The following is a 24,864-nucleotide window of genomic DNA, read 5'->3' on the forward strand; positions in this document are numbered from 1 at the left end:
CATGATCGGATTCGACGCAAGGCTGTTCGAGGGGCGGACGGTGGTGGTGACGGGCGCGGGACGCGGCATCGGTGCCGCCGTGGCGCTCGCGTTTCTGCGCTGCGGGGCGCAGGTCCTCGTTCATGCTGGCCGCGACCTCTCGCATGTGGAGGGCGATCTTCTGGCCCGCCTTCCGGCCGGCGCACGTGCGCGCCTCACGCTCCTGACCGAGGACCTGTCGAGGCCCGAGGGAGGCTCCGACCTTGCGCGTGAGATCCTGGCGCGTGTCTCCTCGGTCGACGTGCTCGTGAACAATGCCGGCACCATGGGCGGGCGCATCCCGGCGGGCACGGAAACGCGCGAAGACTACGACCATGTGCTGGACCTCAACATTCGCTCGGTCGTCGCACTGACCGGCGCGCTCCTTCCGGCTCTTCGGGCGGCCGAGGGTGCTTCCATCGTCAACACGGTGTCGATTTCCGGCCGTTCGGGTGGCAGCGCGGGATCTGCGCTTTATTCGGGCGCCAAGGCCTTCGTGTCCGCCTGGACCAAGACGCTCGCCAAGGAGCTCGCGCCGGACGGCATCCGCGTCAACGCCGTGTCGCCGGGCACGATCATGACGGACTTCCACCGTCGCTACTCCTCGCAGGAGAAGCTCGACGCCACCGCGGCCGCCATCCCGTTGAAGCGGCTGGGGACGGCGGAGGACTGCGCGCCGGCCTACCTCTTCCTCGCGTCCAACAGCCTGTCCGGCTACGTCACCGGACAGATTCTCGAGGTGAACGGCGGTCAGCTGATGCCCTAGTTCGCGGGCGCGGGCGCGGGCGGACCGGCGGGGGTTGGTGGCGCCGCGAGGGCGGCCGTCGGTCCGTTCCGCAGGGCGGCCAGGAGACGCGCCGCGAGCGCGTCGTAGTTGCCGTCGAAATGGTGGCCCCCATCCAGCGCAAGCTTCGTGAAGGCCGAGAGCTTGGCGTCCTCGCAGGCGCTGTCGTCCTCGTCCGATCCGTAGACGCAGAGAACGCGGGTGGCGGGCAGGCCGGTCGCCGCCGCGATCACGTCGCTGTCGCCCGTCGACATGCCGAGCCAGCCGCCGACCGAGATCTGGAATCCGGTCTGCGCGGAAGGGGCGAGAAGCCCGATCAGCGAGACGCGCTGCCGCCATTCGGGGGCGAGTTCATCGAACGAGAAGGGAAGCGTGTCGGCGCCGAACGAATAGCCGAGGAGGCCGATCGGCACGCCGGGAGCGGGCTTGGCATCGGACAGCATATCGCCGATGTCCTCGGCCATCTGCTTCGGCGACTTCTCGGACCAGAAATAGCGAAGCGAATCGACGCCGATCACCTCGATGCCTTCGGCGGTGAGCCAATCACCGATGGTCTTGTCGAGATCGCGCCATCCGCCGTCACCCGAGAAGAACACGACGACGCCCTTCGGCTGGCCCTTCGGCTTGCCGACGACGATCGGGAGCTCCGTGCGATCCGCGTCGGCGATCGCCAGCGCAGCCTTGGCGACGGCCGCGACGCGACCATCGGCGGTCGCGACCGCCGACTGGCCGGCGCGCATCGGCGCCGTCATCGCCGTGGCGGTCTCGGCGCCCTCGGCCACGACGAAGGTGAAGGGCACCGGCAGATCCGCGGCGCGGTCGTAGGAGTAGGCACCAGGACCGGCAGGCGTCGCGGTCGCGCCCTCGCAGACGGGGACGCGGGTGTGGGCGGCGGGCGGCGCATCCAGGGCGACACCACCGGCCAGCGTCGCCGCCGGCGCATCGGCCACGGCCGCATAGGCCAGGGTGCCGCCCTCGCCACGGCCGACGACGACCGGATGGAAATAGGTGTCGAGTTCGAGCGCGCGAAGCGCCTCCTTGGCGATGCCCTCGAGGTCGGAGCCGAGATAGAGGCACTCGCCGTCCGGCCCGGCATCGGTTTCCAGCGCGGTGCGCCATCGATCGAGGTCCACCGGGATCACGATCAACCCTTCGGATACCAGTTCGGACGCGACATCCCGGTCGGCCTGGGTGATGCCGCCCCGGTCGGAAACGAGCACGACGAGCCCGTTCGGGTCGTCGCTCGGTTGCAGAACCTCGACGTCCTGCAGGTTCTCGTAGGAGATGCGCGCGGCGGCGAGGCTTCCCGCTGCCTCGTCGAAGGCGTGCGAGGCGAGGAATGCCGCGCTCGCGCCGCCCAGAAGCATGAGGGCAAGGGACGCGGAGAGAACGGAATGGGTGCGCTTCATGGTTCCTGCTTCGGGCGTCCGGAAATCAGGGCGGTGACGTCGACGAGGCACTTGGCGGTGTCGAAGCCGCCGGGGCAGATCAGGTAGTGCGGGGTCCAGACCGGGTTGAACTTCTGCTTGAACCCTTTCAGCCCGTCGAAATGGTAGAAGTTGCCGCCGCGTCGATAGAGGAACGAGCCGAAGCGGTTCCAGCGCGAGGCGCCGCGGCGATCCACGAGCCCCGACAGCGGCGCGGCTCCGAGATTGAACCAGCGATAGCCCTCTTCCTTGCCGTAGAGGAGGAGCTTGGCGAACAGCGCGTCCATCAGAACGCGCGACACGTCGGGCAGGAAGCGCATGAGGTCGATCGACAACTCCTCCTTGTCGGCGCCGCGCCACAAGTTGGCGAAGGCGACGATCGCACCGTCCTTGCGCATGATGGCCATGTCGAAGTGCGACAGGTACGTCTCGTCGAAATAGCCGAGCGAGAAGCCCTTCTCGGATCCGGCCTTGTTCTCCAGCCACGCATCGGAGACGGTACGCAGTTCCGCCATCTCGGCCGCCACCGCGTCCGGCCCGATGATCTCGAAGAGGAGGCCCTCTCGCTCGGCGCGCCGCATGGCGGTGCGAAGGTTCTGCATCTTCTGGCCCTCGAGCTTGAAGGCCGGAAGGTCGACACGGGCGACCTCGCCGAGCTTCAGGGCTGACAGGCCCATGTCGAGGAAGAGCGGCAGGCTCTGCGGCCCCACCTGATAGAAGACGGGTCGTTCGGCCTGCCGATCGGCGAGATCGCGGAAGCTCCAGGCGAGTTCCGCCACGACGTCCGGCGGCCCGATGGGTTCGCCCAGCGCGACGAGGCTGCCGCCGGAGCGGGCATACATCACGAAGCCCCGTCGGTCGGGCGAGAACAGGAACCGCTTGTCGCCGAGGAGGGCCAGCGAGGCGACCGTGGACGGCGAGGCGGCGACGATCGGCGCGACTTCGGGCGGAACCGCGCTCGACCGATGCAGCCGCTCCGTGCGGCGGTGGATGGCGACATCGAGGCCCACCGCCGCGACGATGGCGACCGCCACGACGCTGGCGCGCAGGAAGCGGGGCGCATCGGCATCCAGTGCGAAGTCCCACCACATCGTGTTGGCGTATTCGACGTGGCGATAGGCGAAGAAGCCGAGCCAGATCGACGCCATCACGGTTGCGAGCACCGCGGCCAGCCAGCTCCATGTCAGCGCGAACGGGTTGAGCACCGAGCGGCGATAGAAGGCGCGGCGAAACCCGAGGAGGAGCGTCGCCTGAACGACGAGAAGGACGGCTTCCTCCCAGTCGAGGCTGCGGAAGAGGGCGAAGACCGCGCCCGCCAGAAGGAGGCCGAGCGACACCACCCAGGCGCGCCAGAGCCGCTTGGCGAGACCACGTGCCACGATCAGAAGCGCGACGCCGACGAAGCTTGCCGCGAGCTGCGACATCTCGATGAAGGGAAGGGGGATGATGTCGCCGAGGACGCCAATGCGCGTTTCGACGCTCGGCAGCGAACCCGAAGCGAGAAGCACCAGCCCGCCGCCGAAGGTGAGCGCCGCGACGGCCGGCGGCACGATCGGCTCGACCGCCCGCACAAGTTCCTTGGCCGGTCCGGCGACCACGCCGCGCCGCCGCACCGCCTCGATGACCGCCAGCGCCACAACGGTCACGACGAGCGGCAGGACGGTGTAGATCAGGCGGTAGAGGACGAGCGCGGCGACGACGTCGGCCCGATCGGAGACGCCCAGCGTGACGAGCAGCGTCGCCTCGAACGCGCCGAGCCCGCCCGGCGCGGAGGACGCGACGCCGACGACGGTCGCGACCGCGAACACCAGGGAGAACAGAAGGAAGCTGCCGACGGTACCGGGCGGCATGAGGACATAGAGCACGGCGGCCGCCGCTCCGACGTCGACGATGCCGGCGACGAGCTGGACGAGGGCGCCCCTGTGCGAGGGAAGAGCCATTTGGAAGCGCCCGATGCGCACTTCGCGCGCACCCCTCGACAGCCACAGCACGAACAGCGCCACCAGCGCGACGATCACGACACCGAGGATCAGATCGACGCGATGGTCGAGATCCTTGAGGAGCGGGATGCCGCTCGGATCCACCATCAGCGCGACGCCGAGCATGATGGCGAGCGCGAACCACAGCGCGAACCAGGACGTGCCGACGATGCGGCCGATATCGGCGAGCTCGATGCCGCCCGACTTGTAGGCATGGTAGCGCAGCGCGCCGCCGGTCAGGAGCGGAAAGCCGAGGGCGTTGGAGATGGCGTAGCCGGCCGCACCCACGGTCGCCGCCACGGGGCGCGACACCCGTCCGGGCGCGATCGTCTCCACGGCCACGACGTCGTAGAGCGAGACGGCCGCGAAGCTGACGATCGTGAAGAGGATCGCCAGAAACAACGCCGTGATCGGAACGCTCGCCACGGCGTCGTGGATCTCTTCGACCGAGAGACTCGACATCATGGTGTGGAGGGTGGCGAACGCGACCACCGTGATGGCCAGTCCGATGCCGACCGGCACCCAGGTCTTCCAGCCTCGGCTCGACCGCGGCGTCGCCGCGAGCTCTGTGACTTCCGCTTCCACGCTCATCGTCACCCGCACATCCTGCCTTCGCCGAACATCTCGCCGGGCTCAAGGCGAAGGGGGATTGGCCCAATTCATCGCAAGCCACAAGACCGACCGCTGACCTTGCGGAAAATTAAGCCGGAAATCAGGACCCGCCATCGAACCGAGGAAAGTGTCGATCTTCTTGCACCTTCGGATCGGTCGTTCCGAAATGCCCGGTCAGGTAACGGAACCATAACGTGAAGGCTCTAAATCTTGACGACATCGGTCGAATCTTCGGGTTTGTCCGGCCGGCGAGTTTCCGTATGCGAAAGATGCGGTCGTTCATGTCCATCAATGCCAAGCTTCTGGCGAGCGGACTGGTTCTCGGGCTCTTGGGCGCCGGGTTCGCGATGACGATCGATCGAAGCAGCGGAGCGCTCGTCGAGGCGTCCGAGCGCGTGCTGCGCGACGGGACCAGCCCGCTCGCCCGCGTCGAAGCCGCCGCCATCAGGGCGGACGAGTTGGCCGATCGCTTCGAGCGGCAACGCCTTGGCGACGTAAATCACGTGGTCACGCGCGAGGATGCGGCTCAGCTCGCCGATGGCCTCGCCAAGGTCCTGGCCGAACTGCGCTCCGTTTCGCTCGACGGTCGCGACGTCTCGGCGAAGTTCGATGAACTCGACTACAGCATCAACCGGCTCCGGATGGCGGACGGAGAGGTCACGCGGCGCCTCGTTCGCCGCGAGATGGGGGAGATCGTCGCCAGCCTCAACAGCATCGGCTACGATCTGCGCAAGAGCGTGGAGACCCTGCGCGGTGACGCCGCCTCCCGCTCCGAAGACCTGAAACGGCTGATCGCGGTCGGTGCCTTCGCCAGTCTCCTGACCGGGCTTCTGATCCTTCTCTACTTGTCCCGCAGCATCGCGGGATCCATTCGTCAGGCAACCTCCAGCCTTCTGCGCGTGAGCGGCGAGGAGGGTATCGCGCCCAAGGGCGGCGATGCGATCGCGGAACTCGAATCGGCGATCCAGTTCGTGGAGGTGGCCCTCGACGATCGGATCCAGGAGATCGCCGCGGGCCGTCGCGAGACCGCGCGCCGCTACGAGGACGAGATCCAGCGCCAGCGCAAGCGGTTCGAAGCGGCACTGAACAATGTGTCCCAGGCGTTCTGCGTGATGGACGATGCCGGCAAGCTGCTCAGCGTCAACGCCGCCTTCACCCAGCTCTTCCCGTCCATGCAGGTCGGCATGAATGCGGTGTCGCCAGGCGGCGACCCGCTTCTCGCCCACCTCCTCGCCCAACCGCATCATGAGACCGAGACGCGGGACGCGCCGGACGGCCGCTGCTTCGAGCTGCGCCGCCATGCCAGCCAGCAGGTCGGCGGAACGATCGTGATCTTCGAGGACGTGACGCGCCTCAAGGCCGTCAGCCGCGAGATGGAGCGACTGTCCGGGCAGGATGCGCTGACCGGGCTCGCCAACCGTGCGCGGTTCTACGCCAGTCTCGACACGATGCTGCGAGACGACGTGGTCGAAGGGGAGGTCGTGGTCCTCTCGATCGACGTCGAGGACTTCAACACCGTGAACGCGACGCTCGGCCAGGCGGCGGGCGACGACCTCCTGCGGCAGCTGGGTGAGCGCTTCCGCTCGCTCGTTCCGGAGGACGCCCTCGTGGCGCGACTGGACGGCGACGAGTTCGGCATTCTCCTCGCCATCGGCGGCGAGCCGGGCGCCAAGCAGCGGCTCGCCCGCACCATCATGGGGGCGGTCGAAGGCCGACCCATCCGCGTGGCCGGACGCCCGCTCGCGGTCGCCGTGGCGGTCGGCATGGTGGCGATCAGCCGCGACGACCGCATGGCGGGTCTCGACGCCGCGCGAGCGATGCAGAACTGCGAACTCGCGCTCCAGCAGGCGAAGGCTCAGCCGACACGCAAGTTCAAGGCTTATCGGCCGGAACTGCGCGAGGAGCTGCAGGCCAAGCAACTGATGGTCGCCGACCTGCGGGCCGCGCTGGAGCGCAACGAATTCGAGTTGCACTTCCAGCCGTTCGTGGATCTGCGGCGGCAGGCCGTCTCGGGTTTCGAGGCGTTGGCCCGTTGGCGCCATCCGACGCGCGGCCTCGTCGGCCCGTCGACCTTCATCCCGCTCATGGAAGAGATGGGCATGATCGGGCCGCTCGGACGGTTCGTGCTGATCGAAGCCTGCCGTCAGGCTGCCGCCTGGCCCGGCAACCTCACGCTCTCCGTCAACCTTTCGCCGCTCCAGGTGAAGAGCCCAAGCATCGTTTCGGTGGTGCAGGGCGCGCTGAAGTCGAGCGGGCTCGCGCCCGAGCGGCTGCAGCTCGAAGTCACCGAATCCCTGTTCCTCGACGATGCCGAAGGGGTTCTGGAAACGCTGCAGAACTTGCGGCGGCTTGGCCTCGTCGTCTCGATGGACGATTTCGGCACCGGCTATTCGTCGCTCGGCTACCTCAGCCGATTCCCCTTCGACAAGATCAAGATCGACCAGTCCTTCGTGCGCGACATGGGCCGCGAGGAGAACATCGCCATCGTGCGCGCGGTGATGGGGCTGGGCGCGGCCATGCAGATGAGCGTGATCGCGGAGGGCGTGGAGACGGTGGATCAGCTCATGCGGCTGCAGCAGGAGGGCTGTACCGAGGTGCAGGGCTACCTGTTCTCGCGGCCCCGGCCGGCGTCCGATCTTCCGAAGATGCTGATGGACGTTCGCGAGGGCTTCCGTACGGGCCGCTTCCGCCGCCCCATCGAGACCGAGGCCGCCAAGGCCGGTTGAGACGGCCCCGGCATTCCCGGACGGTCGGCGAGGGCGCCGGCGGTGCCTATCCGCCGAGGCCCGTCTTCAACCGATGCGACAGTTCGTCGAACGGGGCCCGGGCGGGGTCGTCGCCCGGATGCTGCATCATGCAGCCGTAGACATGGGGCACGAGGTCGACCGCCTGGTCGAGGGTCGGGTCGGCGCCGCGCTGGTAGCCGCCGAGAAGCCTTAGGTCCCGGGTATCCTCGTACCGCGCGATCATCGCCTTCAGGCGTGAGACGAGTTCGCGCTCTTCCGGCTTCCAGGCGAGATCCGCCATACGCGAGATCGACTTGAGGAGATCGATCGCGGGGAAGCGGCCTTCCTCGGCGATCGTGCGGTCGAGAACGATATGACCGTCCAGCGTGCCCCGGATCGCGTCCGCCACCGGTTCGTTGTGATCGTCGCCGTCGACAAGAACCGCGAACAGGCCCGTGATCGTTCCGCTGCCTTCCAAGCCGGGGCCGGCCCGCTCCAGAAGCCGCGGCAATTCCGAAAAGACGCTCGGGGGATAGCCACGCGCGACCGGCGGCTCGCCGGCCGCGAGCGCCACGTCGCGGGCGGCATGGGCAAGGCGCGTGACAGAGTCCACGATCAGGAGGACGTGTTCGCCCCGATCGCGGAAGTATTCCGCCACCGTCATCGCGGTCTTCGGCGCGAGGCGCCGCATCATGGCGCTCTCGTCGCCCGTCGCCACCACGGTGACGACGCGCGAAAGCTCGCCGCGCATGGTTTCTTCAAGGAACTCGCGCACCTCGCGGCCGCGCTCGCCGACGAGCGCCACCACCACGGTGTCGAAGCCGGGGGCCCGGGCCAGCATGCCCATCAGCGTGGACTTCCCGACGCCGGAGCCAGCGAAGATGCCCATGCGCTGGCCGCGGATCAACGGCGTGAAGATGTCGATCGCCCGGACCTGCGTCGGCACGGGCTGGCGGATGCGGGCCCGGCGCATGGCGGCGTCCGGCAGGGTGTCGGTGGCGAACTCGCGGTCGCCGTCTTCCAGCGGACCGAGGTCGTCGCAGGGCCGCCCGAAGGCGTCGATCGTGCGCCCCTTCCAGGCCGGGGAGGGCGAGACGGTGACGGGACCCGTCCGGTAGGCAAGGGTGCGAACGCCGCTGTGGAAGCGCACGGCGAACGGTTTGACCGTTGCCGCAGCTTCCTCGACGCGCACGACCTCGCCAAGCTCCGGGCCATGCGGCCCCTCGCAGACGACGCAGTCACCGAGGCGGACATAGGGACTGAGGCCGGCGACGCGGAACGCTTGCGGCGTGACGTCGACCACATGGCCACTGACGCGCACCAGCGGTTGGTCCAGGACGGACAAGTCCTTCTTCCGGCTGGCTTCCCTCACTTCGAGGCTCCGAGCTGCGTCACCGCCTCGTTGAGGGAGTTCTCGGAGGTCTGGATCATGCTGGCGGCCTGCTCGAAGATCCGCTGAACCTCGATGAGCCGGGTCATCTCGAGGATGGGGTTGACGTTCGAGCCCTCGACGAAACCCTGCGCCACACGGTCGTCGTTGAATTCGACGACCGGCTGGGCCGCGACGTCGGGAATGACGCCGGACGTGCCCGCACGCGTCAGGTTCGCGCCCGCCGGCATCCGGAACAGCCCGACCGCGCCGAGCTGCCCGCCGGCCTGCGTGAGCATGCCGTCATGGGCGATATGGATAGGGCCGCCGTTCGGATCGACCTCCATCGGCGCGCCGCCGACGTCGAGGAAGGGCTCGCCGTTCACCGTCTGAAGCTGGCCGGCCTCCGACATCTGCATCCGGCCGTCGCGGGTGTAGACTGTCCCCTTGGGCGTCTGGATCGCGAAGAAGGCCTCGCCCGCGACCGCCATGTCCATCGGGTTGCCGGTCTCGGTGAGGGCGCCGGCGCGGGTCGAAATGTACTGCTGACCGTCCGAGGCGAAGGCGACGGTGCGCGCCGAGGCCCGCGACAGGACGCTCTCGAACTTGACCTCCTCCGAGCGGAACCCCGCCGTGCCCACGTTGGCCAGGTTGTTGGCGATCGTGTCGAGACGCTTCTCCATGGCGAGCTGCGCGGAGAGGGCGACGGGAAGCGTGGTTTGCATGGAAGAACCCGGGAATGATCGGCAGGAATGGTGCCGGCGCCGCCAGCGGGCGGACCGAAATCGCCGCCATCCTGCCTTGCCCGAATGGATCGAAGCTGACCCGCAAAGCCCGCGAACGCACAGTCTCGCGCAAGTCCGCCCCGTTAATCCTTCTTACCAATTCCTTTATCGTTCAAGGGACACCCCGATGGGTATCATTCTCGGCCTTATCGTGACGATCGGCTGCGTTCTAGGCGGCTACGTCGCGGCGGGCGGCCACCTCTATGTCCTGTGGCAGCCCTACGAGCTGGTCATCATCCTGGGCGCCGCGCTCGGCACCTTCCTCGTGGCCAACAACATGAAGGTCGTGAAGGACACCGGCAAGGCGATCGGCGAGGCGTTCAAGAACGCCGTGCCGAAGCAGCGCGACTATCTCGATCTCCTCAGCCTGCTGCATTCGCTGATGCGCGAGATGAAGTCGAAGTCCCGCTCCGAATTCGAGTCCCATGTCGACAACCCGGCCGAGTCGGCGATCTTCAGCGCGTTTCCGAACATCCTGAAGAACAAGCCGATGACCGACTTCATCTGCGACTACTGCCGCCTCATCATCGTCGGCAATGCCCGTCCTCACGAGATCGAATCCCTCATGGAGGAAGAGATCCAGACGGTCGCGCGTGACCAGCTGAAGCCCAAGCACGCCATCCAGGACATCGCCGATGGTCTGCCCGCGCTCGGCATCGTCGCCGCCGTTCTGGGTATCGTCCACGCCATGGGCGCCCTCGACCAGTCGCCGGAAGTGCTCGGCCATCTCGTGGGCGCCGCCCTCGTCGGCACCTTCGCGGGCATCTTCTTCGCCTACGGCATCTTCGGACCGCTCGCCACGAAGGTGAAGAGCGTGCGCGAGAAGAAGATACGCCTCTACGTCATCATCAAGCAGACGCTGATCGCCTACATGAACGGCGCCCTGCCGCAGGTGGCGCTCGAGTACGGCCGCAAGGCGATCTCCGCCTACGACCGCCCGACCATCGACCAGGTCGAAGCCGAAACCATCGGCGGCGCTCCCTCCGCCGCGTAAGGACTGATCATGGACACGGTCACCGAACGCAACATCGGCGAGCGCCTGCGCTCCGCCGCCCGCATCGAGCCCGAGCGCTTTCCGCGTCTCAAGCTGATCGGCACCCAGTGGGCCGAGGCCGTGTCCGCCAAGCTGGCGGCGGGTCACGCCTCGCCGCTCACCGTGGAATTCATCGCATCCTCGCCCTTCGTCCTGTCGCCTTCGGCCCTGTCGGACACGGACACGAAGCTCGTCCTCTCCGTTCGCTCCGCCAAGTGGCGCGAGACGGCGCTGGTGGCGGCGGACGGTCGTTTCGCCGACACCGTCACCGAAGCCGGCTTCGGCGGCGATGGACGCGATGCCCCGGGCCCGGCCCGGCCGCTGACCAGCGTCGGACGCTTCTTCGCCGACGCCGCGCTGCGGACCTTCGTGGAGGCCGGCAACGCGGTCTTCGCCGACGTCGTGGCGCTCGGCATGTCGGCCGACCGCCTCCTCACGGACGCGATCGGCGAGAAGCTCGACGAGTGGATCGCCCCGGAGGCGCGCACCTTCATCGAATTCCGGTTCCGCGTCTCGATCGGGCGCTGCGAGGCGGCGCTGCGGGTGGCGATCCCGGAGGCGGTTCTTTCGCCCCATCGCCGCAAGTTCGCGGCGATGCCGGACGAGGGCCCCTCGATCGTCGACGAGACCTGGGCGCGCGACCTCGAGGCCGGTTTCCAGAAGACCGACATGCATGTGCGCGCCATCCTGTGCGAGCAGCAGACCTCGCTCGGCGGAATCTCCACCTTCCATGTCGGCCAGACGATTGCGCTGGACGCCACCATGCAGAGCCTCGTGCTTCTGGAATGCGAGGGGCAGCGCCTGTTCCGCGGCTCGATGGGCCGTTCGCGCGACACCTATGTGGTCAAGGTGTCCGAACCCGTGGACCCGACCGAGGAGTTCATCGATGACATCCTGGCTCATTGACGCGGTTCTCGTCGGCGCCCTTCTCGTCACCAGCTGGCGGACGGGCTCCATGTACAAGGAGCTGAAGCGGCTTCGCTCGGAGGAGAACGGCTTCCGCCAGGCCCTCGAGGACGCCGACGCGTCGATCAATCGCGCGGCCAACGCCGTGGTGCTCCTCAAGAGTGAGGGCGTGCGCACGCTGCGGGCGCTCGAGGAACGGGCCGCCGAGGCACAGGAGCTGGCGGACCGGCTGGACGTTCTCATCGAGTCCTACGAGCACCGGCGTGTCGCTCCCGCCACGGCCGCTCCGATCTCCCATGACAACGACGCGATCTCCCGCTTCGCGTCAGTTCCGACCGCTATCCGTTGATTTGCGGATCGCCCGCGATCCGACCCATTCCGAGGACGACCCCGATGCAGAACGAGACGATGGAACTCGAGACCGAAACCCCCTTCGGTGGCCAGTTCGGCGCCATGGATGCGGGCTTCGAGATGGACGAGACGATCGAGGACGCCGAGGAGGTCCACGAGATGGGCCACGGCATGAACTTCGCCGACGTCGATGAGGAGCCGGTCGTCGAGGCGACGCCCAATCTCGACGTCATCATGAACATCCCGGTGACCATGCAGGTCGTGCTCGGCTCGACCGTGATGCCCGTGGCCAACCTGATGAAGCTTGGCCGCGGCGCCGTGGTGAAGCTCGACACCAACATCTCCGATCCGGTCGACCTGATCGTCAACGGGCGCATCGTCGCCCGCGGCGAAGTGGTGGTGCTCGAGAACGAGGAATCGCGCTTCGGCATCACGCTGACGGAGATCGTCTCCCCGACCGCTCGCCAGCCCCGCGCCAAGGGCGCTTAATCAACGATGCTCTCAGAAGCCTATCAGAGCCGAGAGTTGGGAGCGCCGACATTGTCCGGCGCCTCGCGCGCCGCGGTCCTGCTCCTGACGCTGGGAGGGGAGGGCGCGACCAAGCTCCTGAAGCACCTCTCCGCGGACGAGATCCGCGCCCTGCGCCAGAGCGCGGCGCTGCCCAACTCCGTCACCCCGATGGAACTGGACGAGATCGTCGCCGACTTCCAGGACGCCTTCCGGGCGGGTCCGGCGATCACCGGGCTCGACGACGAGATGACCAAGCTCCTGCGCTCGAGCCTGTCGAAGGAGGAGCTCGCGCTCGTCTTCGAGGGCGAGGCGATGCCGGTCGACGACAGCGGCGTGCCCGTCTGGCAGGAGATCGAGCAGCTTGGGTCCGAAGCCGTGACGAAGTTGCTCGACCGCGAGCATCCGCAGGTCGCGGCCTACATGCTGCAGCGCTTGAAGTCCGAGCTCGCGGCCACCATCGTCGCCAACATGCCGCCGGCCCGGCGCAACGACATCATGCGCCGCATGCTTTCGTCGGCTCCGCCGCCGGAGCCCATCGCCCGACTGATCGAGCGGCGCTGCCGCGAAGCCTTCGTCGCCTCCTCGAACGGTGCCGAGCGCCGCGAGCGCTATGCGACCATGGCGGAGATCGTCAATCGCATGAACAAGGCGCAGACCGAGGAACTCCTCGCCTCGCTGGATACCACCGAGCCCGAGGAAGCGGCAGCGCTCCGCAAGCTGCTCTTCGCCTTCGAGGACGTGGCCGATCTGTCGAAGAAGGGGCGCCTCGTCCTGTTCGACGCGATCTCGGTCGAGCAGGTCACGCTGGCGCTCAACGGCGCGCCGCAGGATCTGCGCGAGGCGGTCCTCTCCGCGATGGGTGCCCGAGCCCGTCGCATGGTGGAGGCCGAACTCGGCCGCAACGAACCCGCGCCGGCGGACGGGATCCAGGCGGCGCGACGCGCGATCGCCGGAGCCGCGCTCCGCCTCGCCGCAGAAGGCCGCATCGACCTCACCGAGAAGGCCGAGGGCTGATCCAACGCGCGACCCCGGCGCCAATGAGCGTCCGGGGTCGCCATCGTTTCATGAGGAGGCGAGCGCGGCATGGCGGAGGGTGCGGACAAGGAGTCCCAAACCGAGGAACCGACCGAGAAGAAGATTCGCGATACGGTCGAGAAGGGCAACCTTCCCGTTTCCCGCGAGGCGCCGATCCTTGCCTCGCTGCTGGCCGCGATCGCGGTCGTGGTCTTCCAGGCCCGCAACAACGCCGCCCAGCTGGCCGGCGATCTCAAGGTCACCTTCGAGAACCCGACGCAATGGTCGATCGGCAACGGCATCGACGCGCTGCAGTTCCTGCATACCATCACACTGCAAAGCGCCAAGTTCGTGCTGCCGGCGACCGGTCTCTTCATGCTCGCCGGCATTCTCGCCTCGCTCCTGCAGAACCCTCCGCAGATCAACCTGGAACGCATCCGGCCGAAATATTCCAACCTGTCGCTCTCCAGCGGCTGGGGTCGGATGTTCGGGCGCCGCGGATTCACCGAGTTCGGTAAAGCCTTATTCAAGTTCTCCGCCGTTACGATCATCGTTGGTTGGATCTTGTCCGACGAACTGCCCTTGCTGTTGAAGACGATGTTCTCGGACCCACTCCTTCTTCCCGAAACGATCCTCGGCCTCGCCATGCGGCTCCTGGCGGCGGTATCGGTCGCCACCATCGTCCTCGTCGCCGCCGACCTCCTCTTCTCCCGCATCCTCTGGCGGCGCGACCTGCGCATGTCCAAGCAGGAGATCAAGGACGAGATGAAGCAGTCCGAAGGCGACCCGATGGTGAAGGCGCGCCAGCGCCAGATCGCCCGCGAGCGCACCAAGCGCCGCATGATGGCCGCCGTGCCGCGCGCCACCGTCGTGATCGCGAACCCGACGCACTACGCCATCGCCCTGCGCTATGTGCGCGAGGAAGGCGGCGCGCCGGTGGTCGTTGCCAAGGGTGTCGATGTGCTCGCGCTGAAGATCCGCGAGATCGCCGAGACCAACGACATCCCCGTCATCGAAGACAAGCTCTTGGCAAGGTCGATGTATGATCATGTCGAGATCGACCAGATGATTCCGCCGCAGTTCTTCAAGGCGGTCGCGGAACTCATCTACTTCCTTCAGTCGCGGCCACAATCGCGCCTGGAGATCGGGGCAGCCTAAACCGGCCGACCTGTCGACGCCTGCCTTCCCTTGGGGAAGTCGTATCGGTCCACATCGTGTAAAGGTCCTCCATGGGTTCCCACGTCATGCTCAACGTTCGCAACAAGTATGCAGCCGACCGCGAGAAGGCGCTGGCGAACGGGATCAAGGAAGTGGTGGCCGAGCTGCGGCTGGTCGACGTGGTCGACTACGTCGCCTTCCTGCGCATGGACCAGTTCGGCAACATCGCCGACATCGTGGAGTCCTCGGCGCAGCTCTACCTGGCTCCCGGCTCGCTCCGCTTCGCCGGCGGCGGCGACGTGCACCTCAACTGGGGCAGCGCGCCGACGATCGACCTCGATATGGAGTTCCACGGCGGCGAGGTGACGGTGCACTTCAAGCTGTCGCTCACCGCCACGAAGGCGGCGGTCCATATCAACTACATCGCGTTTTCCGATCCCGACGCCGATCCGGCCGCGAACACGGAACGCCTGAAGGCCGCCATCGCCGCCGCGCGCCTCGTGACGGCCCGCAACGCCTGACGCATCCAACGCAGTCGCATTCTTCGGACCCCGCCATCGGCGGGGTCTTTTCGTTTGTGGGTTTATTGTCCGTTAATACTAATTAACGATCTCTTAATACTAAGAAATCTGTAAGATCGTCAGCTTCGGACAAGTGCTTCTTCCTATGAAGGGACATCGAAGACCTGTTCGAGGACGCGACCGTTGAGCGAGTTCTACCTTTTCGGGCTCAGTTCCCGCCGTGCCGAATGGCTGTCCGCGCGCCAGGCCGTGGTGGCTGAAAACGTCGCCAACGCCAACACGCCGACCTACCGCGCCAAGGACGTGACGCCGTTCTCCGAGGTGCTGGAGACGACTTCGCTGCAGATGGCCGGCTCCAACCCGAGCCACCTCGTGGCCTCAGCCGGGCGCGAGTTCGGCACCGACGAGACCAAGCAGACGCCCTGGGACGTCACCCATTCCGGAAACTCGGTGAGCCTGGAGCAGGAGATGCTCAAAGCCGGCGAGGTTTCGCGCGACTTCGCCCTCTCGACCTCGGTCGCGAAGTCCTTTCAACGCATGTACCTGTCGACGCTGAAGGGCTGATGCCTTGACCGACTCCATCACCTCCGCCCTGAAGATCGCCGCCAGCGGCCTCGAGGCCCAGTCCGAGCGCATGCGCGTCGTGTCCGAGAACGTCGCCAACGCGCGTTCCACCGGCGAGACGCCCGGCAGCGATCCCTACCGCCGCAAGACGGTGGCCTTCACCAGCGAGATCGACCGCCTGCTGGGCGCCGACCTCGTGCGCATCAAGTCGGTCGGCACCGACCGTTCCGACTTCAAGATGGAGCACGATCCCGGCAACCCGGCCGCGGACAAGGACGGCTACGTGAAGATGCCGAACGTCAACATGCTGGTCGAAATGTCCGACATGCGCGAGGCCAACCGTTCCTACGAGGCGAACCTGCAGGTCATCAAGCAGGCGCGCGAGCTCATCAATCTCACCATCGATCTCATGAGAGGCTGACGCCCATGATCCCCGCCATCGGCAGTGCCATGCCGCGCGTCGACGCCCTGCGCCTCGACGGAATGTCCCCCGCTTCCGCCATCGGTGCCGGCGCCACGACCGAAGCCGGCCAGAGCTTCGCCGCCGCGATGACCGAGATCGCCCGTGAAGCCTCGCAGACCATGAAGGGCGCCGAGACGACGTCCATCCAGGGCGTCAACGGCAAGGCTTCCACCCAGGCCGTCGTCGATGCCGTGATGGGCGCCGAGCGCACGCTCCAGACGGCCGTCGCGCTGCGCGACAAGGTCGTCTCCGCCTATCTCGAACTTTCCCGCATGTCGATCTAACGAAAGTACCAGCCCATGCGCGCCCTTGCGATCGCCGCGACCGGCATGAACGCCCAGCAGACCAACGTCGAAGTGATCGCGAACAACATCGCGAACATCAACACCACCGGCTTCAAGCGCGCCCGCGCCGAGTTCACCGATCTTCTCTACCAGGTGGAGCGGATGCAGGGCGTGCCGTCGCGCGGCGGCGAGAACGTGGTGCCGGAAGGCGCCCGGATCGGCCTCGGCGTGCGCACCGCGGCCGTGCGCGCCGTTCACATCCAGGGCGCCCTGGAGCAGACCGGCAACAATCTCGATCTCGCGATCAACGGCCAGGGCTGGCTTCAGATCCAGGGCCCGGGTGGCGAGACGCTCTATACGCGCGACGGCGCCCTCAACAAGAACGACACGGGGCAGATCGTCACGCTCGATGGCTTCACCGTGGATCCCGGCATCACCGTTCCGGAGAACACGACCGACATCACCGTCAACAATTCGGGCGAGGTGTACGCGACGGTCGACGGGGAGGCGCAGCTGATCGGCCAGCTGACGCTCGTCAACTTCGCCAACGAGCCGGGCCTGGCTGCCGAGGGTAACAACCTCTTCCGCGAGACGGCCGCCTCCGGCGCCCCGATCGCCGGTGTGCCGGGCGATCCGGGCTACGGCGTCATCAAGCAGGGCTATCTCGAAAACTCGAACGTCGACCCGGTGAAGGAAATCTCCGAGCTGATCTCGGCGCAGCGCGCCTATGAGATGAACTCCAAGGTCATCCAGGCCGCCGACGAGATGTCGGGCGTCGTCTCCAAGGGCATCCGCTAAGCATCATGACCGCGATCGTCCGTCTTGCGAGAAACGTCCTGGCCGCCGCCGCGCTCGGCCTCGTCCCGGCCGCAGGCTCCGCGGGTGCGGCCGACCTCAACCTGCCGGTGCCGACCGCTGTGGTCTATCCCGGCCAGAGCGTTCTGGAGCGGGGCGTCATCTCGGCCCGCTTCTCCGTGCCCGGCAACCAACTCGCCGCCTATGTGGTGGAAGAGGGCATGCTGAAGGACCGGCTCGCGCGCCGCACCCTTCTGCCGAACAAGCCGATCCTCCTCAGCGACCTGAAGTCGCCCGACGCCGTCACGGCCGGTGCGCCGGTGACGCTCGTGTACCGCGAGGAAGGGCTCCTGATCACCGGCAAGGGCGTTCCGCTCCAGTCGGCCCAGGCGGGCCAGGCGGTGCGTGTGCGCAACATCGACAGCGGCGTCCTCGTCAGCGGCATCGCTTCAGAGGACGGATCCGTCGAGGTGTTGGCGCAATGAGCGGCATCTTCCGTCGCCTCGTCCTCGGCTCCTGCCTCGTCGCGTTCGCGCTTCCCGCAGAGGCCGCCGACTACGGCCTTCAGGACTTCGGCTACGCGCAGGCCGGCATCGGCGCGCGCGAGAACTTCCAGACCATCGTGCCGCGCGCCCGCCAGTCCGGCGGCGTGCGCATCAAGGACGTCACCACGATCAAGGGCGTGCGCGACAACCAGCTCGTCGGCTACGGCCTCGTGATCGGCCTCCAGGGCACGGGCGATAGCTTGCGCAACTCGCCCTTCACCGAGCAGTCGCTGCAGTCGATGCTGGACCGGATGGGCGTCAACGTGCGCGGCGCCAACCCGCGCACCCGGAACGTCGCGGCGGTGATCGTCACCGCCGACCTGCCGGCCTTCGCCGGCATCGGCTCACGCATCGACGTGTCGGTCTCCTCGCTCGGCGACGCCGCTTCGCTGATGGGCGGAACACTCGTGATGACACCGCTCTACGGACCCGACGGCGAGATCTACGCGGTGGGGCAGGGGGCGCTTGCCGTCAGCGGCTTCACCTCCGAGGGCACGAACGAAAGCCTGACGCAGGGCACGCCGACCACGGGCCGCATCGCCGGCGGCGCTCTGATCGAGCGCGAGGTGCCGCGGGCCACGGTCGATACGCCCAACATCACGATGGAACTGCGCAACCCGGACTACCGGACCGCGATCCGTGTGGTCGATGCCGTGAACGCCTTCGCCGTTCGCGCCTACGGCAAGCCGGTGGCGCGCGAGCAGGATTTCCGAACCATCTCGCTGACGCGCCCGGCCAAGATGTCGTCGACCCGCTTCATCGCCGATCTCGGCGACCTGATGATCGAGCCGGACCAGTCCGCCAGGGTCGTCATCGACGAGCGCACCGGTACCGTCGTCATCGGCAAGGATGTGCAGATCTCGACGGTCGCCGTCACGCACGGCAGCCTGACGGTGCGTATCACCGACATACCGAACGTCTCCCAGCCCGCGCCCTTCGGCAACGGAGAGACCGTCGTCACCGCCGATACGACGGTGAACGCCGAGCAGGGCGGCGGCAACCTCGCCATCGTGCAAGGCGCCAATCTCGAAAGCGTCGTGCGCGGGCTGAACCGTCTCGGCCTCAAGCCCACGGGCATCATCGCCATTCTTCAGGCTATCAAGACGGCCGGCGCCATGCAGGCCGAGATCGTGGTGCAGTAATGACCTCCACCGTTTCCCCGCGCGCCCGCCTTTCCCTCGGTCTGGCCTTTGCCTTCCTGACGGCTAGCTCCGCTTATGCAGCGGAGGGCGCGTCCGAGCCGCCGTCGCAGATGCCGACGGGCCCCGCGAAGCTGCGCGTCATCGGACCGGACGGAAAGGAAGTCGTGCCGCCCGAAGTGTCGATGACCGACACCCAGCGCTTCTGCACCAACATCGCCAATCCCGCACTCGACGCGCGCAACGCGCTGCAGCTCGCCGAGATCAAGAAGGCGGAGGACGAGATCTCCGCCAAGATCGACGAGTTGGAGACCAAGCGCGCCGAGGTGGAGAAATGGCTCGGCGAGCGCCGCGCCTTCATCGACTCCACATCCGACATCGTGATCGGCATCTATTCCGGCATGAAGCCGGATGCTGCCGCCGCGCAGATGGCGGCGCTGGAGCGCCCGATCGCCGCTTCGCTCCTGACGCGCCTGAAGTCGCGCCAGGCCAGCGCGATCCTCGCCGAGATGCCCGCGCCCATCGCCTCGGAGCTCGCCGGGCTGATCGTCAAGAAGACCGACCGTGCCTCCGCCGAGGCCGGTGCGAAGGATGAGACCCTGTGAGAGCCATCGCCCCATTCCTTGCGGCGGGCCTTCTGGCCGGCTGCTCCACCACCCGCGAAGACGCGCTCCGCGAGCCAATCCTGACCCCCGTGGGAACCGGCCTCTACCAGAACGCGCCGATCGTCCAACCCGCGCCCGGGCCGGGCCCCGGGGAGCTGCCGCGCAACGTCAACTCGCTGTGGACCGGCCGCAATGCCGATCTCTTCCGCGACACGCGCGCCCTCAACGTCGGCGACATCGTCACCGTCAAGATCAAGATCGACGACAAGGCGACGCTCGACAACAACACCAAGCGTTCGCGCGACACCGGCGTCGACGTCGGCGCCGATCTGCAGGGCTCGCTCGGCTCCATCGGACTGCCCACCGTCGGCGCGACGCTGGGGCTGAAGAACGGCACGAAGGCTACCGGAAAGGGCAAGGTCGACCGCAAGGAAGAGATCAACGTCTCAGTGGCGGCCGTCGTCACGCAGGTCCTGCCGAACGGCAACCTCTACATCGCCGGCCAGCAGGAGGTGCGCGTGAACTTCGAGGTTCGCGTCCTGTCGATCGCCGGCATCATCCGGCCGGGCGACATCCTTCCCAACAACACGATCAACTACGAGAAGATCGCCGAAGCGCGCATCTCGTACGGTGGACGCGGGCGCCTCACCGAGGTGCAGCAGCCGGGCTGGGGCCAGCAGGTCCTGGACACCGTGCTGCCCTACTGACGGATCAAGCCCATCCGGGGGAGCGGCGGAGCCGCTCTCCCGAACGTGGCGGCGACGGCACCCGCCTCGCGGCCTCCGGTTGGCAAGGCTCGCGACAGGGCAAATCCTTAACACTTCCTTGCCGGGCTGCGGTGCCCGGCGGGACGATCCCGCCCAGACCGCGCCCGGCTGCCCTATTCCATGCCGCCGGAGCGACCGATGACCGAGCTCAGCCACGAAGCCCTGGGTCTCCTGCCAGATGGCGTGGCGCCGCCCAAGAAGAGCAGCAAGGCGCAGACGATCGGCGCGCTGGTCGGCTTGACCGTGATCGCGCTCGCCGGTGGCGGCGCGCTCGGCTTCCTTCTCAAGAAAGACCCGCCGGCTGCCGTCGCCCCGCCTGCGGCCGCCTCCGCCGAGGTCTCGGCCGACACGCCCAAGCTTGCCGCGGCTCCGGCCGGCACCAAGCAAGTGGTCCAGCAGCTCGAAGCGATCGTCACCGATCTCGCCTCGCCGCCGGGCACGCAGGTGCGACTGGAGGCGGGCCTTCTTCTTTCGCTTTCGGAAGACGAGAGCGTCGATCAGGCCGTACTCGCCGCCCAGATCCAGGCCGACACGCTCGTGTTCCTGCGCACGCTTGAACTGGCGCAGATCGAGGGCTCGCGCGGCCTCCTTCACCTGAAGGAGGATCTGCTGGAGCGCGCGAAGCTGCGCTCCACAGCCGTCGAAGACGTCATCGTGCGCTCGTTGATCGTCAAGTGAAGCGGCTTCTCATCCTTCTGGCGATCCTGGCCGCCAGCGTCGCACCGGCGCTCGCGCAGGACGCGGTCGCGAGCGCGGCGAGCGGTCTCGCCTCGCTCATCCCAGCCGGAGATACCGCCGTTTCCGGCCGCATCGTTCAGCTGTTCGGGATCGTCACCGTCCTTTCGGTCGCCCCCGGCCTCCTCGTGATGGTCACCGCCTTCACCCGCGTCGTGATCGCGCTGTCGATCCTGCGCACGGGCCTCGGCCTGCAGACGACGCCGGCCAACCTGATCATCATCTCGCTGTCGCTCTTCATCACCTTCTTCGTGATGATGCCGACCTTCGACCAGGCCTGGCGCGACGGCCTCCAGCCGATGATGCGGGGCGAGGTCACGGAAGAGGAGGCGCTGCCGCGCATTGCCGAGCCGTTCCGCGCCTTCATGCTGGATCAGGTGCGCGAAGAGGACCTCGCGCTCTTCAACAACATCAACGAGGCCTCGATCCGCGACCGCCTGCCGGTCGTCGAGCAGGGCTCGAACGAGGGTGACACGGTCGACTTCCGGATCCTCGTTCCCGCCTTCATGATCTCCGAGCTGCGCCGCGGCTTCGAGATCGGCTTCCTGATCGTCCTGCCGTTCCTCGTCATCGACCTGATCGTCGCCACGCTCACCATGTCGATGGGCATGATGATGCTGCCGCCGACGATCATCTCGCTGCCGTTCAAGATCCTGTTCTTCGTCCTGATCGACGGCTGGAACATGCTGACGGGAAGCCTAGTGCGCTCGTTCATGTAGCGACGCTCCCACGCACATTCCCTGACTTTCGAGGCCTCCGACCCAACGGGTTCGGGGGCCTTTTTCGTTTTCCATCCCCTCGATATCAGAGATTTCAGCGACTTGGCCCTGAACGCATAAAACTTGAATCGAATGGTCGCGCAACGCTGTTGAGGTTGTAATCTATACTTTGAGCGCTGCAGTCGTTTCGGGTCGATGCGTCGAATTTTAGCGATCGAATACAGTAGGCGTTCCGAGTTCCCCGGTAGTTTTGTCTTCGAAGCAGAGAGCAACGGCTCAAGAAAAGCTTCAAACAAAACGGGGAAAATACAATGGTTTCGCTCAACACCACTGCCGCCAACTCTGCCGTTCTTGCCAGCCTGCGTCAGATCAACCAGGATATCGCGCAGAACCAGACGCGAATCGGCACCGGCCTTAAGATCAACAAGTCTTCCGATAACCCAGCTCTTTTCGCAACGGCTCAGAGCATCCGAAGCAACATCACGGCGCAGGATAAGCTGGCAGGTGATCTGGGTATCGCGAAGGGCAAGTTCGATGCGGCCAACGCTAGCATCGACAAGATCACCGAGCTTCTCAACAAGATCAAGACGGCATCCGACGATGCGACCATTTCTGGCGCTTCAGGCTCGGCACTCACTGCAGTGATCGGCAAGATCACCGGTTACATGTCGCAGATCACAGGCGTCGCGGCCTCGGCGAAGTTCCAGGGTACGAACCTCGTCACCACAGCCGGCGCAACGACGGTAAAGTGGTCCAATGAAACCGGTGCGTCCGCCTCATTTACCGCAGTTGACGCTACGGGTGCTGCGGCGATGACGGCACTGACCGGAGCTGATAAGGATGACCTTGCCGACGTGACTGCGCTTTCGGCCCTGGCGGATGCCGCTATCGGCGAAATTTCGGGCTATCAGGCTAAGATCGCCGCCTTCGGCGAAACCATTGCCTCCCAACTCGACTTCCAGACGACTTTGAAGGGCATCAACGAGACCGCCCTCGGATCGATCGTCAACGCGAACCTTGAAGAAGAAAGCGCCAAGTCTTCGGCCCTTCAGGTTCGCCAGCAGCTCGCCTACCAGGCCCTGGCCATTGGCAACAACTCGGCTCAGAACGTCCTGATGCTCTTCCGCTAAGCCAAGGCGACGCATCGCGTCTCCCCGTCGCGCCACTCGCTGGCGGCTTAGCAAAGCGACCCTCCGGTGCTCCCCGTGCCGGAGGGTTTACGATTCCGGAAGCGGTTCCACGCCAACTCCTCCATTCTTCATTATTCGGTAAGGTCATCACGTCCGCGCAAGCTTGTGCGGCCACATTGCAGCCATCACTTCCCGCATCCGCAGGCGAACGTATGGCGATGGTCGCTCGGGCCGAGGCCCAAAAACTCTTGTCCAACCTTCAGGCGCTGGGCGGCCGCAAGCTGGGGGCGCTCGCGCTGATCGGCGTCGTCGCCATCGCGCTGGTGAGCCTCGCCGCCTTCTACCTGTCCAAGCCGGCGATGGAGACCCTGTATTCCGGCCTCGACCGGCAGGACGTCGCCCGCATCGGCGCCGCGCTCACGGAGGCCGGCATCCCGTTCGACGTGAACGCGGCGAGCGACACGGTTTCGACCAACTTCTCCCAGACCGCCAGCGCCCGCATGCTGCTCGCCGAGAAAGGCCTGCCGCGCTCGGAGAACGCCGGGTACGAGCTGTTCGATTCGATGGGCTCGATGGGTCTCACCACCTTCATGCAGGAAGTGACGCGGGTGCGCGCCCTCGAGGGGGAACTCGCCCGCACCATCCAGACGCTGAAGGACGTTCGCGCCGCGCGCGTCCATATCGTTCTGCCCGAGGCCGGCTCCTTCCGCCGCGAGACCCAGAAGCCCTCGGCCAGCGTCGTGATCCGCACCGACAACACCGAGGACTTCGCCAACGCGCAGGCGATCCGCCATCTCGTGTCCTCCGCCATTCCCGGCATGCAGGTCGATCAGGTAACCGTGCTCAACACGGACGGCACGCTGCTCGCCTCCGGCGACGACGCCTCCAACGCCACCTCGACCAAGCAGCTCGGCATGGAAGGCATCGTCTCGTCCTCGATCCAGGACTCGATCCGTCGCACGCTCGCGCCCTACCTCGGCGTCGGCAACTTCCAGTCCAGCGTCATCGCGCGCCTCGACACCGACCGTCGCCAGATTTCCTCCCGCAAGTTCGATCCGGACGGCCGGGTGGAGCGTTCGACGCGCACCGTCCGCGAGACCGGACAGTCGACGGATGCCGCGGGCAACGACAACGCGGCGACCGCCGCCCAGAACGTGCCGCAGGCCGCTCCGCAGGCCTCGGCGCCCGGCACCTCGTCCTCCGAGGCCAACGAGCGTCGCGAGGAGCTGACGAATTACGAAATCAACGAGACGACGACGCAGACCGTTTCGGACGGTTACGACGTACGCCGCCTGTCGATCGCCGTCGTCGTCAACCGCGCCCGCCTCGCGGCCACGCTCGGCGAGAACCCGACCCAGGAGCAGATCGACGCCGCGCTCGCCGAGGTGAAGACGCTCGTCGCATCGGCCGCCGGCGTCACCGACAGCCGCGGCGACCAGCTCGAGGTGACCGCCGTCGACTTCGTGTCCAACGGCCAGGACCTCCAGCCCGTCCCCTCGCTCGGCTATGGCGAGATGCTGCTGAAGCAGTCGGGAACGGTGGTCAACGCGCTCACCATCCTCGTGGTCGCCGTCCTCGTCATCTGGTTCGGCCTGAAGCCCGCGATCCGCGCCATCTCGGCACCTGCCGCCAACGACAATGCCGAAGAGGGCCTTCTGGCCGGCGACGGACCGATCGAGCTGCAGAACCCGATGCTCGACGGCGGCGATTTCGGGCCGCTGGGCACCCCTCCCGGCTTCGGCGCGGACCTCGTGGCTTCGCTCGGTTACGGCGAGCCTCCCGCCAACGACGACCTTTTCGACGAACTCACCCGCAACCGTGCCAACTCGCCGAAGGTCCGCCTCGAGAAGCTCGTCGATTTCGACGAAGCCCAAGCGGCGGCCATCCTCAAGCAGTGGATTCACCAGAAAGAGGCGGCCTAAGCC

The 24,864-nt window shown here is 66.8% G+C and carries 25 protein-coding genes; 21 read left to right on the forward strand and 4 right to left on the reverse strand.

Features of this window, described 5'->3' with window-relative positions:
* Window position 1 precedes the first annotated feature (1 nt).
* The gene (locus tag AUL34_RS05740; protein WP_061932088.1) at window positions 2–784 is read left to right on the forward strand and encodes an SDR family NAD(P)-dependent oxidoreductase; all 783 of its coding nucleotides are present in this window, start codon (window positions 2–4) and stop codon (window positions 782–784) included.
* Here AUL34_RS05740 and AUL34_RS05745 read toward each other — a convergent pair.
* Both AUL34_RS05745 and mprF read right to left on the reverse strand, forming a co-directional pair.
* A complete protein-coding gene (locus AUL34_RS05745) occupies window positions 781–2,211 on the reverse strand; it encodes an AcvB/VirJ family lysyl-phosphatidylglycerol hydrolase (protein WP_061932090.1) in 1,431 nt (476 codons plus the stop codon). The two genes, AUL34_RS05740 and AUL34_RS05745, sit on opposite strands and share 4 nt — an antisense overlap.
* Window positions 2,208–4,799, reverse strand: a complete 2,592-nt coding sequence (gene mprF, locus AUL34_RS05750; RefSeq protein ID WP_061932092.1) for a bifunctional lysylphosphatidylglycerol flippase/synthetase MprF — start codon at window positions 4,797–4,799, stop codon at window positions 2,208–2,210. Before mprF ends, AUL34_RS05745 begins: the two co-directional genes overlap by 4 nt.
* 302 nt (window positions 4,800–5,101) lie before the next feature.
* On the opposite strand from mprF, the gene AUL34_RS05755 reads away from it, so the two are divergent.
* Window positions 5,102–7,546: a bifunctional diguanylate cyclase/phosphodiesterase gene (locus tag AUL34_RS05755; protein ID WP_156420804.1), complete on the forward strand. Its 2,445-nt coding sequence runs from the start codon at window positions 5,102–5,104 to the stop codon at window positions 7,544–7,546.
* Window positions 7,547–7,592: 46 nt separating this feature from the next.
* Here the strand turns inward: AUL34_RS05755 and AUL34_RS05760 are convergent, their stop codons facing one another.
* Both AUL34_RS05760 and flgF read right to left on the reverse strand, forming a co-directional pair.
* Window positions 7,593–8,891: a FliI/YscN family ATPase gene (locus AUL34_RS05760; RefSeq protein ID WP_244492457.1), complete on the reverse strand. Its 1,299-nt coding sequence runs from the start codon at window positions 8,889–8,891 to the stop codon at window positions 7,593–7,595.
* 23 nt (window positions 8,892–8,914) lie between these two features.
* Window positions 8,915–9,640 carry a flagellar basal-body rod protein FlgF gene (gene flgF, locus AUL34_RS05765; protein WP_061932098.1) on the reverse strand — a complete coding sequence of 242 codons (726 nt, stop codon included), beginning with the start codon at window positions 9,638–9,640 and terminating at the stop codon, window positions 8,915–8,917.
* A gap of 187 nt (window positions 9,641–9,827) precedes the next feature.
* Here flgF and motA point away from each other — a divergent pair, with 187 nt between their 5' ends.
* The 19 genes from motA (at window position 9,828) to fliF (ending at window position 24,861) form a co-directional block, all read left to right on the forward strand.
* Window positions 9,828–10,694 carry a flagellar motor stator protein MotA gene (gene motA / locus AUL34_RS05770; protein WP_061932100.1) on the forward strand — a complete coding sequence of 289 codons (867 nt, stop codon included), beginning with the start codon at window positions 9,828–9,830 and terminating at the stop codon, window positions 10,692–10,694.
* Between the two features lie 9 nt (window positions 10,695–10,703).
* On the forward strand, window positions 10,704–11,639 hold the full coding sequence (locus tag AUL34_RS05775; protein ID WP_061932102.1) for a FliM/FliN family flagellar motor switch protein: 936 nt from the start codon (window positions 10,704–10,706) through the stop codon (window positions 11,637–11,639).
* Window positions 11,620–11,988: a hypothetical protein gene (locus AUL34_RS05780; protein WP_061932104.1), complete on the forward strand. Its 369-nt coding sequence runs from the start codon at window positions 11,620–11,622 to the stop codon at window positions 11,986–11,988. Before AUL34_RS05775 ends, AUL34_RS05780 begins: the two co-directional genes overlap by 20 nt.
* A gap of 173 nt (window positions 11,989–12,161) precedes the next feature.
* Window positions 12,162–12,479, forward strand: a complete 318-nt coding sequence (gene fliN / locus AUL34_RS05785; protein ID WP_061932265.1) for a flagellar motor switch protein FliN — start codon at window positions 12,162–12,164, stop codon at window positions 12,477–12,479.
* Between the two features lie 6 nt (window positions 12,480–12,485).
* A complete protein-coding gene (locus AUL34_RS05790; RefSeq protein WP_082653172.1) occupies window positions 12,486–13,514 on the forward strand; it encodes a FliG C-terminal domain-containing protein in 1,029 nt (342 codons plus the stop codon).
* 69 nt (window positions 13,515–13,583) lie between these two features.
* Entirely contained in the window at window positions 13,584–14,672 is a 1,089-nt protein-coding gene (flhB, locus tag AUL34_RS05795) for a flagellar biosynthesis protein FlhB (RefSeq protein WP_061932108.1), read from the forward strand.
* A 71-nt stretch (window positions 14,673–14,743) separates the two neighbouring features.
* Window positions 14,744–15,193: a hypothetical protein gene (locus AUL34_RS05800; protein ID WP_055889567.1), complete on the forward strand. Its 450-nt coding sequence runs from the start codon at window positions 14,744–14,746 to the stop codon at window positions 15,191–15,193.
* A gap of 183 nt (window positions 15,194–15,376) precedes the next feature.
* Window positions 15,377–15,757 (forward strand): flagellar basal body rod protein FlgB, encoded by a 381-nt coding sequence (flgB, locus tag AUL34_RS05805; protein ID WP_061932110.1) that lies wholly within the window; start codon window positions 15,377–15,379, stop codon window positions 15,755–15,757.
* Window positions 15,758–15,761: 4 nt separating this feature from the next.
* On the forward strand, window positions 15,762–16,178 hold the full coding sequence (flgC, locus tag AUL34_RS05810) for a flagellar basal body rod protein FlgC (protein ID WP_061932111.1): 417 nt from the start codon (window positions 15,762–15,764) through the stop codon (window positions 16,176–16,178).
* 5 nt (window positions 16,179–16,183) lie between these two features.
* A complete protein-coding gene (locus AUL34_RS05815) occupies window positions 16,184–16,504 on the forward strand; it encodes a flagellar hook-basal body complex protein FliE (RefSeq protein WP_061932113.1) in 321 nt (106 codons plus the stop codon).
* A 15-nt stretch (window positions 16,505–16,519) separates the two neighbouring features.
* On the forward strand, window positions 16,520–17,302 hold the full coding sequence (gene flgG, locus AUL34_RS05820) for a flagellar basal-body rod protein FlgG (protein WP_061932115.1): 783 nt from the start codon (window positions 16,520–16,522) through the stop codon (window positions 17,300–17,302).
* A gap of 5 nt (window positions 17,303–17,307) precedes the next feature.
* The gene (flgA, locus tag AUL34_RS05825; RefSeq protein ID WP_061932117.1) at window positions 17,308–17,784 is read left to right on the forward strand and encodes a flagellar basal body P-ring formation chaperone FlgA; all 477 of its coding nucleotides are present in this window, start codon (window positions 17,308–17,310) and stop codon (window positions 17,782–17,784) included.
* Complete coding sequence (flgI, locus tag AUL34_RS05830) at window positions 17,781–18,986, forward strand: flagellar basal body P-ring protein FlgI (protein WP_082653173.1); 1,206 nt, start codon at window positions 17,781–17,783, stop codon at window positions 18,984–18,986. Before flgA ends, flgI begins: the two co-directional genes overlap by 4 nt.
* Window positions 18,986–19,588: a MotE family protein gene (locus AUL34_RS05835; RefSeq protein ID WP_061932119.1), complete on the forward strand. Its 603-nt coding sequence runs from the start codon at window positions 18,986–18,988 to the stop codon at window positions 19,586–19,588. Before flgI ends, AUL34_RS05835 begins: the two co-directional genes overlap by 1 nt.
* Window positions 19,585–20,295 carry a flagellar basal body L-ring protein FlgH gene (gene flgH, locus AUL34_RS05840; RefSeq protein WP_061932121.1) on the forward strand — a complete coding sequence of 237 codons (711 nt, stop codon included), beginning with the start codon at window positions 19,585–19,587 and terminating at the stop codon, window positions 20,293–20,295. Before AUL34_RS05835 ends, flgH begins: the two co-directional genes overlap by 4 nt.
* 198 nt (window positions 20,296–20,493) lie before the next feature.
* Window positions 20,494–21,033: a flagellar basal body-associated FliL family protein gene (locus AUL34_RS05845; RefSeq protein ID WP_061932123.1), complete on the forward strand. Its 540-nt coding sequence runs from the start codon at window positions 20,494–20,496 to the stop codon at window positions 21,031–21,033.
* Window positions 21,030–21,809, forward strand: coding sequence for a flagellar type III secretion system pore protein FliP (gene fliP / locus AUL34_RS05850; RefSeq protein WP_061932126.1), 780 nt, complete (start codon window positions 21,030–21,032; stop codon window positions 21,807–21,809). The genes AUL34_RS05845 and fliP overlap by 4 nt, the downstream gene beginning before the upstream one ends.
* Before the next feature lie 311 nt (window positions 21,810–22,120).
* A complete protein-coding gene (locus tag AUL34_RS05855; protein WP_061932128.1) occupies window positions 22,121–22,939 on the forward strand; it encodes a flagellin in 819 nt (272 codons plus the stop codon).
* A 212-nt stretch (window positions 22,940–23,151) separates the two neighbouring features.
* Window positions 23,152–24,861: a flagellar basal-body MS-ring/collar protein FliF gene (fliF, locus tag AUL34_RS05860; protein ID WP_192845695.1), complete on the forward strand. Its 1,710-nt coding sequence runs from the start codon at window positions 23,152–23,154 to the stop codon at window positions 24,859–24,861.
* Window positions 24,862–24,864 lie beyond the last annotated feature (3 nt).

Origin of the sequence: Aureimonas sp. AU22, from assembly GCF_001463745.1 — a bacterium.
In the GTDB taxonomy this organism is placed as follows: Bacteria; Pseudomonadota; Alphaproteobacteria; order Rhizobiales; family Rhizobiaceae; genus Aureimonas.

What these genes read in the sequence shown, in the direction of transcription:
- fliN (WP_061932265.1), top strand. Translation starts at nt 12,162, where the DNA reads ATGAACTTCGCCGACGTCGATGAGGAGCCGGTCGTCGAGGCGACGCCC.
- flgG (WP_061932115.1), top strand. Translation starts at nt 16,520, where the DNA reads ATGCGCGCCCTTGCGATCGCCGCGACCGGCATGAACGCCCAGCAGACC.
- AUL34_RS05815 (WP_061932113.1), top strand. Translation starts at nt 16,184, where the DNA reads ATGATCCCCGCCATCGGCAGTGCCATGCCGCGCGTCGACGCCCTGCGC.
- AUL34_RS05855 (WP_061932128.1), top strand. Translation starts at nt 22,121, where the DNA reads ATGGTTTCGCTCAACACCACTGCCGCCAACTCTGCCGTTCTTGCCAGC.
- AUL34_RS05755 (WP_156420804.1), top strand. Translation starts at nt 5,102, where the DNA reads ATGTCCATCAATGCCAAGCTTCTGGCGAGCGGACTGGTTCTCGGGCTC.
- AUL34_RS05845 (WP_061932123.1), top strand. Translation starts at nt 20,494, where the DNA reads ATGACCGAGCTCAGCCACGAAGCCCTGGGTCTCCTGCCAGATGGCGTG.
- AUL34_RS05775 (WP_061932102.1), top strand. Translation starts at nt 10,704, where the DNA reads ATGGACACGGTCACCGAACGCAACATCGGCGAGCGCCTGCGCTCCGCC.
- AUL34_RS05780 (WP_061932104.1), top strand. Translation starts at nt 11,620, where the DNA reads ATGACATCCTGGCTCATTGACGCGGTTCTCGTCGGCGCCCTTCTCGTC.
- fliF (WP_192845695.1), top strand. Translation starts at nt 23,152, where the DNA reads ATGGCGATGGTCGCTCGGGCCGAGGCCCAAAAACTCTTGTCCAACCTT.
- AUL34_RS05740 (WP_061932088.1), top strand. Translation starts at nt 2, where the DNA reads ATGATCGGATTCGACGCAAGGCTGTTCGAGGGGCGGACGGTGGTGGTG.
- AUL34_RS05790 (WP_082653172.1), top strand. Translation starts at nt 12,486, where the DNA reads ATGCTCTCAGAAGCCTATCAGAGCCGAGAGTTGGGAGCGCCGACATTG.
- motA (WP_061932100.1), top strand. Translation starts at nt 9,828, where the DNA reads ATGGGTATCATTCTCGGCCTTATCGTGACGATCGGCTGCGTTCTAGGC.
- flgF (WP_061932098.1), bottom strand. Translation starts at nt 9,640, where the DNA reads ATGCAAACCACGCTTCCCGTCGCCCTCTCCGCGCAGCTCGCCATGGAG.
- AUL34_RS05745 (WP_061932090.1), bottom strand. Translation starts at nt 2,211, where the DNA reads ATGAAGCGCACCCATTCCGTTCTCTCCGCGTCCCTTGCCCTCATGCTT.
- flgA (WP_061932117.1), top strand. Translation starts at nt 17,308, where the DNA reads ATGACCGCGATCGTCCGTCTTGCGAGAAACGTCCTGGCCGCCGCCGCG.
- flgI (WP_082653173.1), top strand. Translation starts at nt 17,781, where the DNA reads ATGAGCGGCATCTTCCGTCGCCTCGTCCTCGGCTCCTGCCTCGTCGCG.
- mprF (WP_061932092.1), bottom strand. Translation starts at nt 4,799, where the DNA reads ATGAGCGTGGAAGCGGAAGTCACAGAGCTCGCGGCGACGCCGCGGTCG.
- AUL34_RS05800 (WP_055889567.1), top strand. Translation starts at nt 14,744, where the DNA reads ATGGGTTCCCACGTCATGCTCAACGTTCGCAACAAGTATGCAGCCGAC.
- flhB (WP_061932108.1), top strand. Translation starts at nt 13,584, where the DNA reads ATGGCGGAGGGTGCGGACAAGGAGTCCCAAACCGAGGAACCGACCGAG.
- AUL34_RS05835 (WP_061932119.1), top strand. Translation starts at nt 18,986, where the DNA reads ATGACCTCCACCGTTTCCCCGCGCGCCCGCCTTTCCCTCGGTCTGGCC.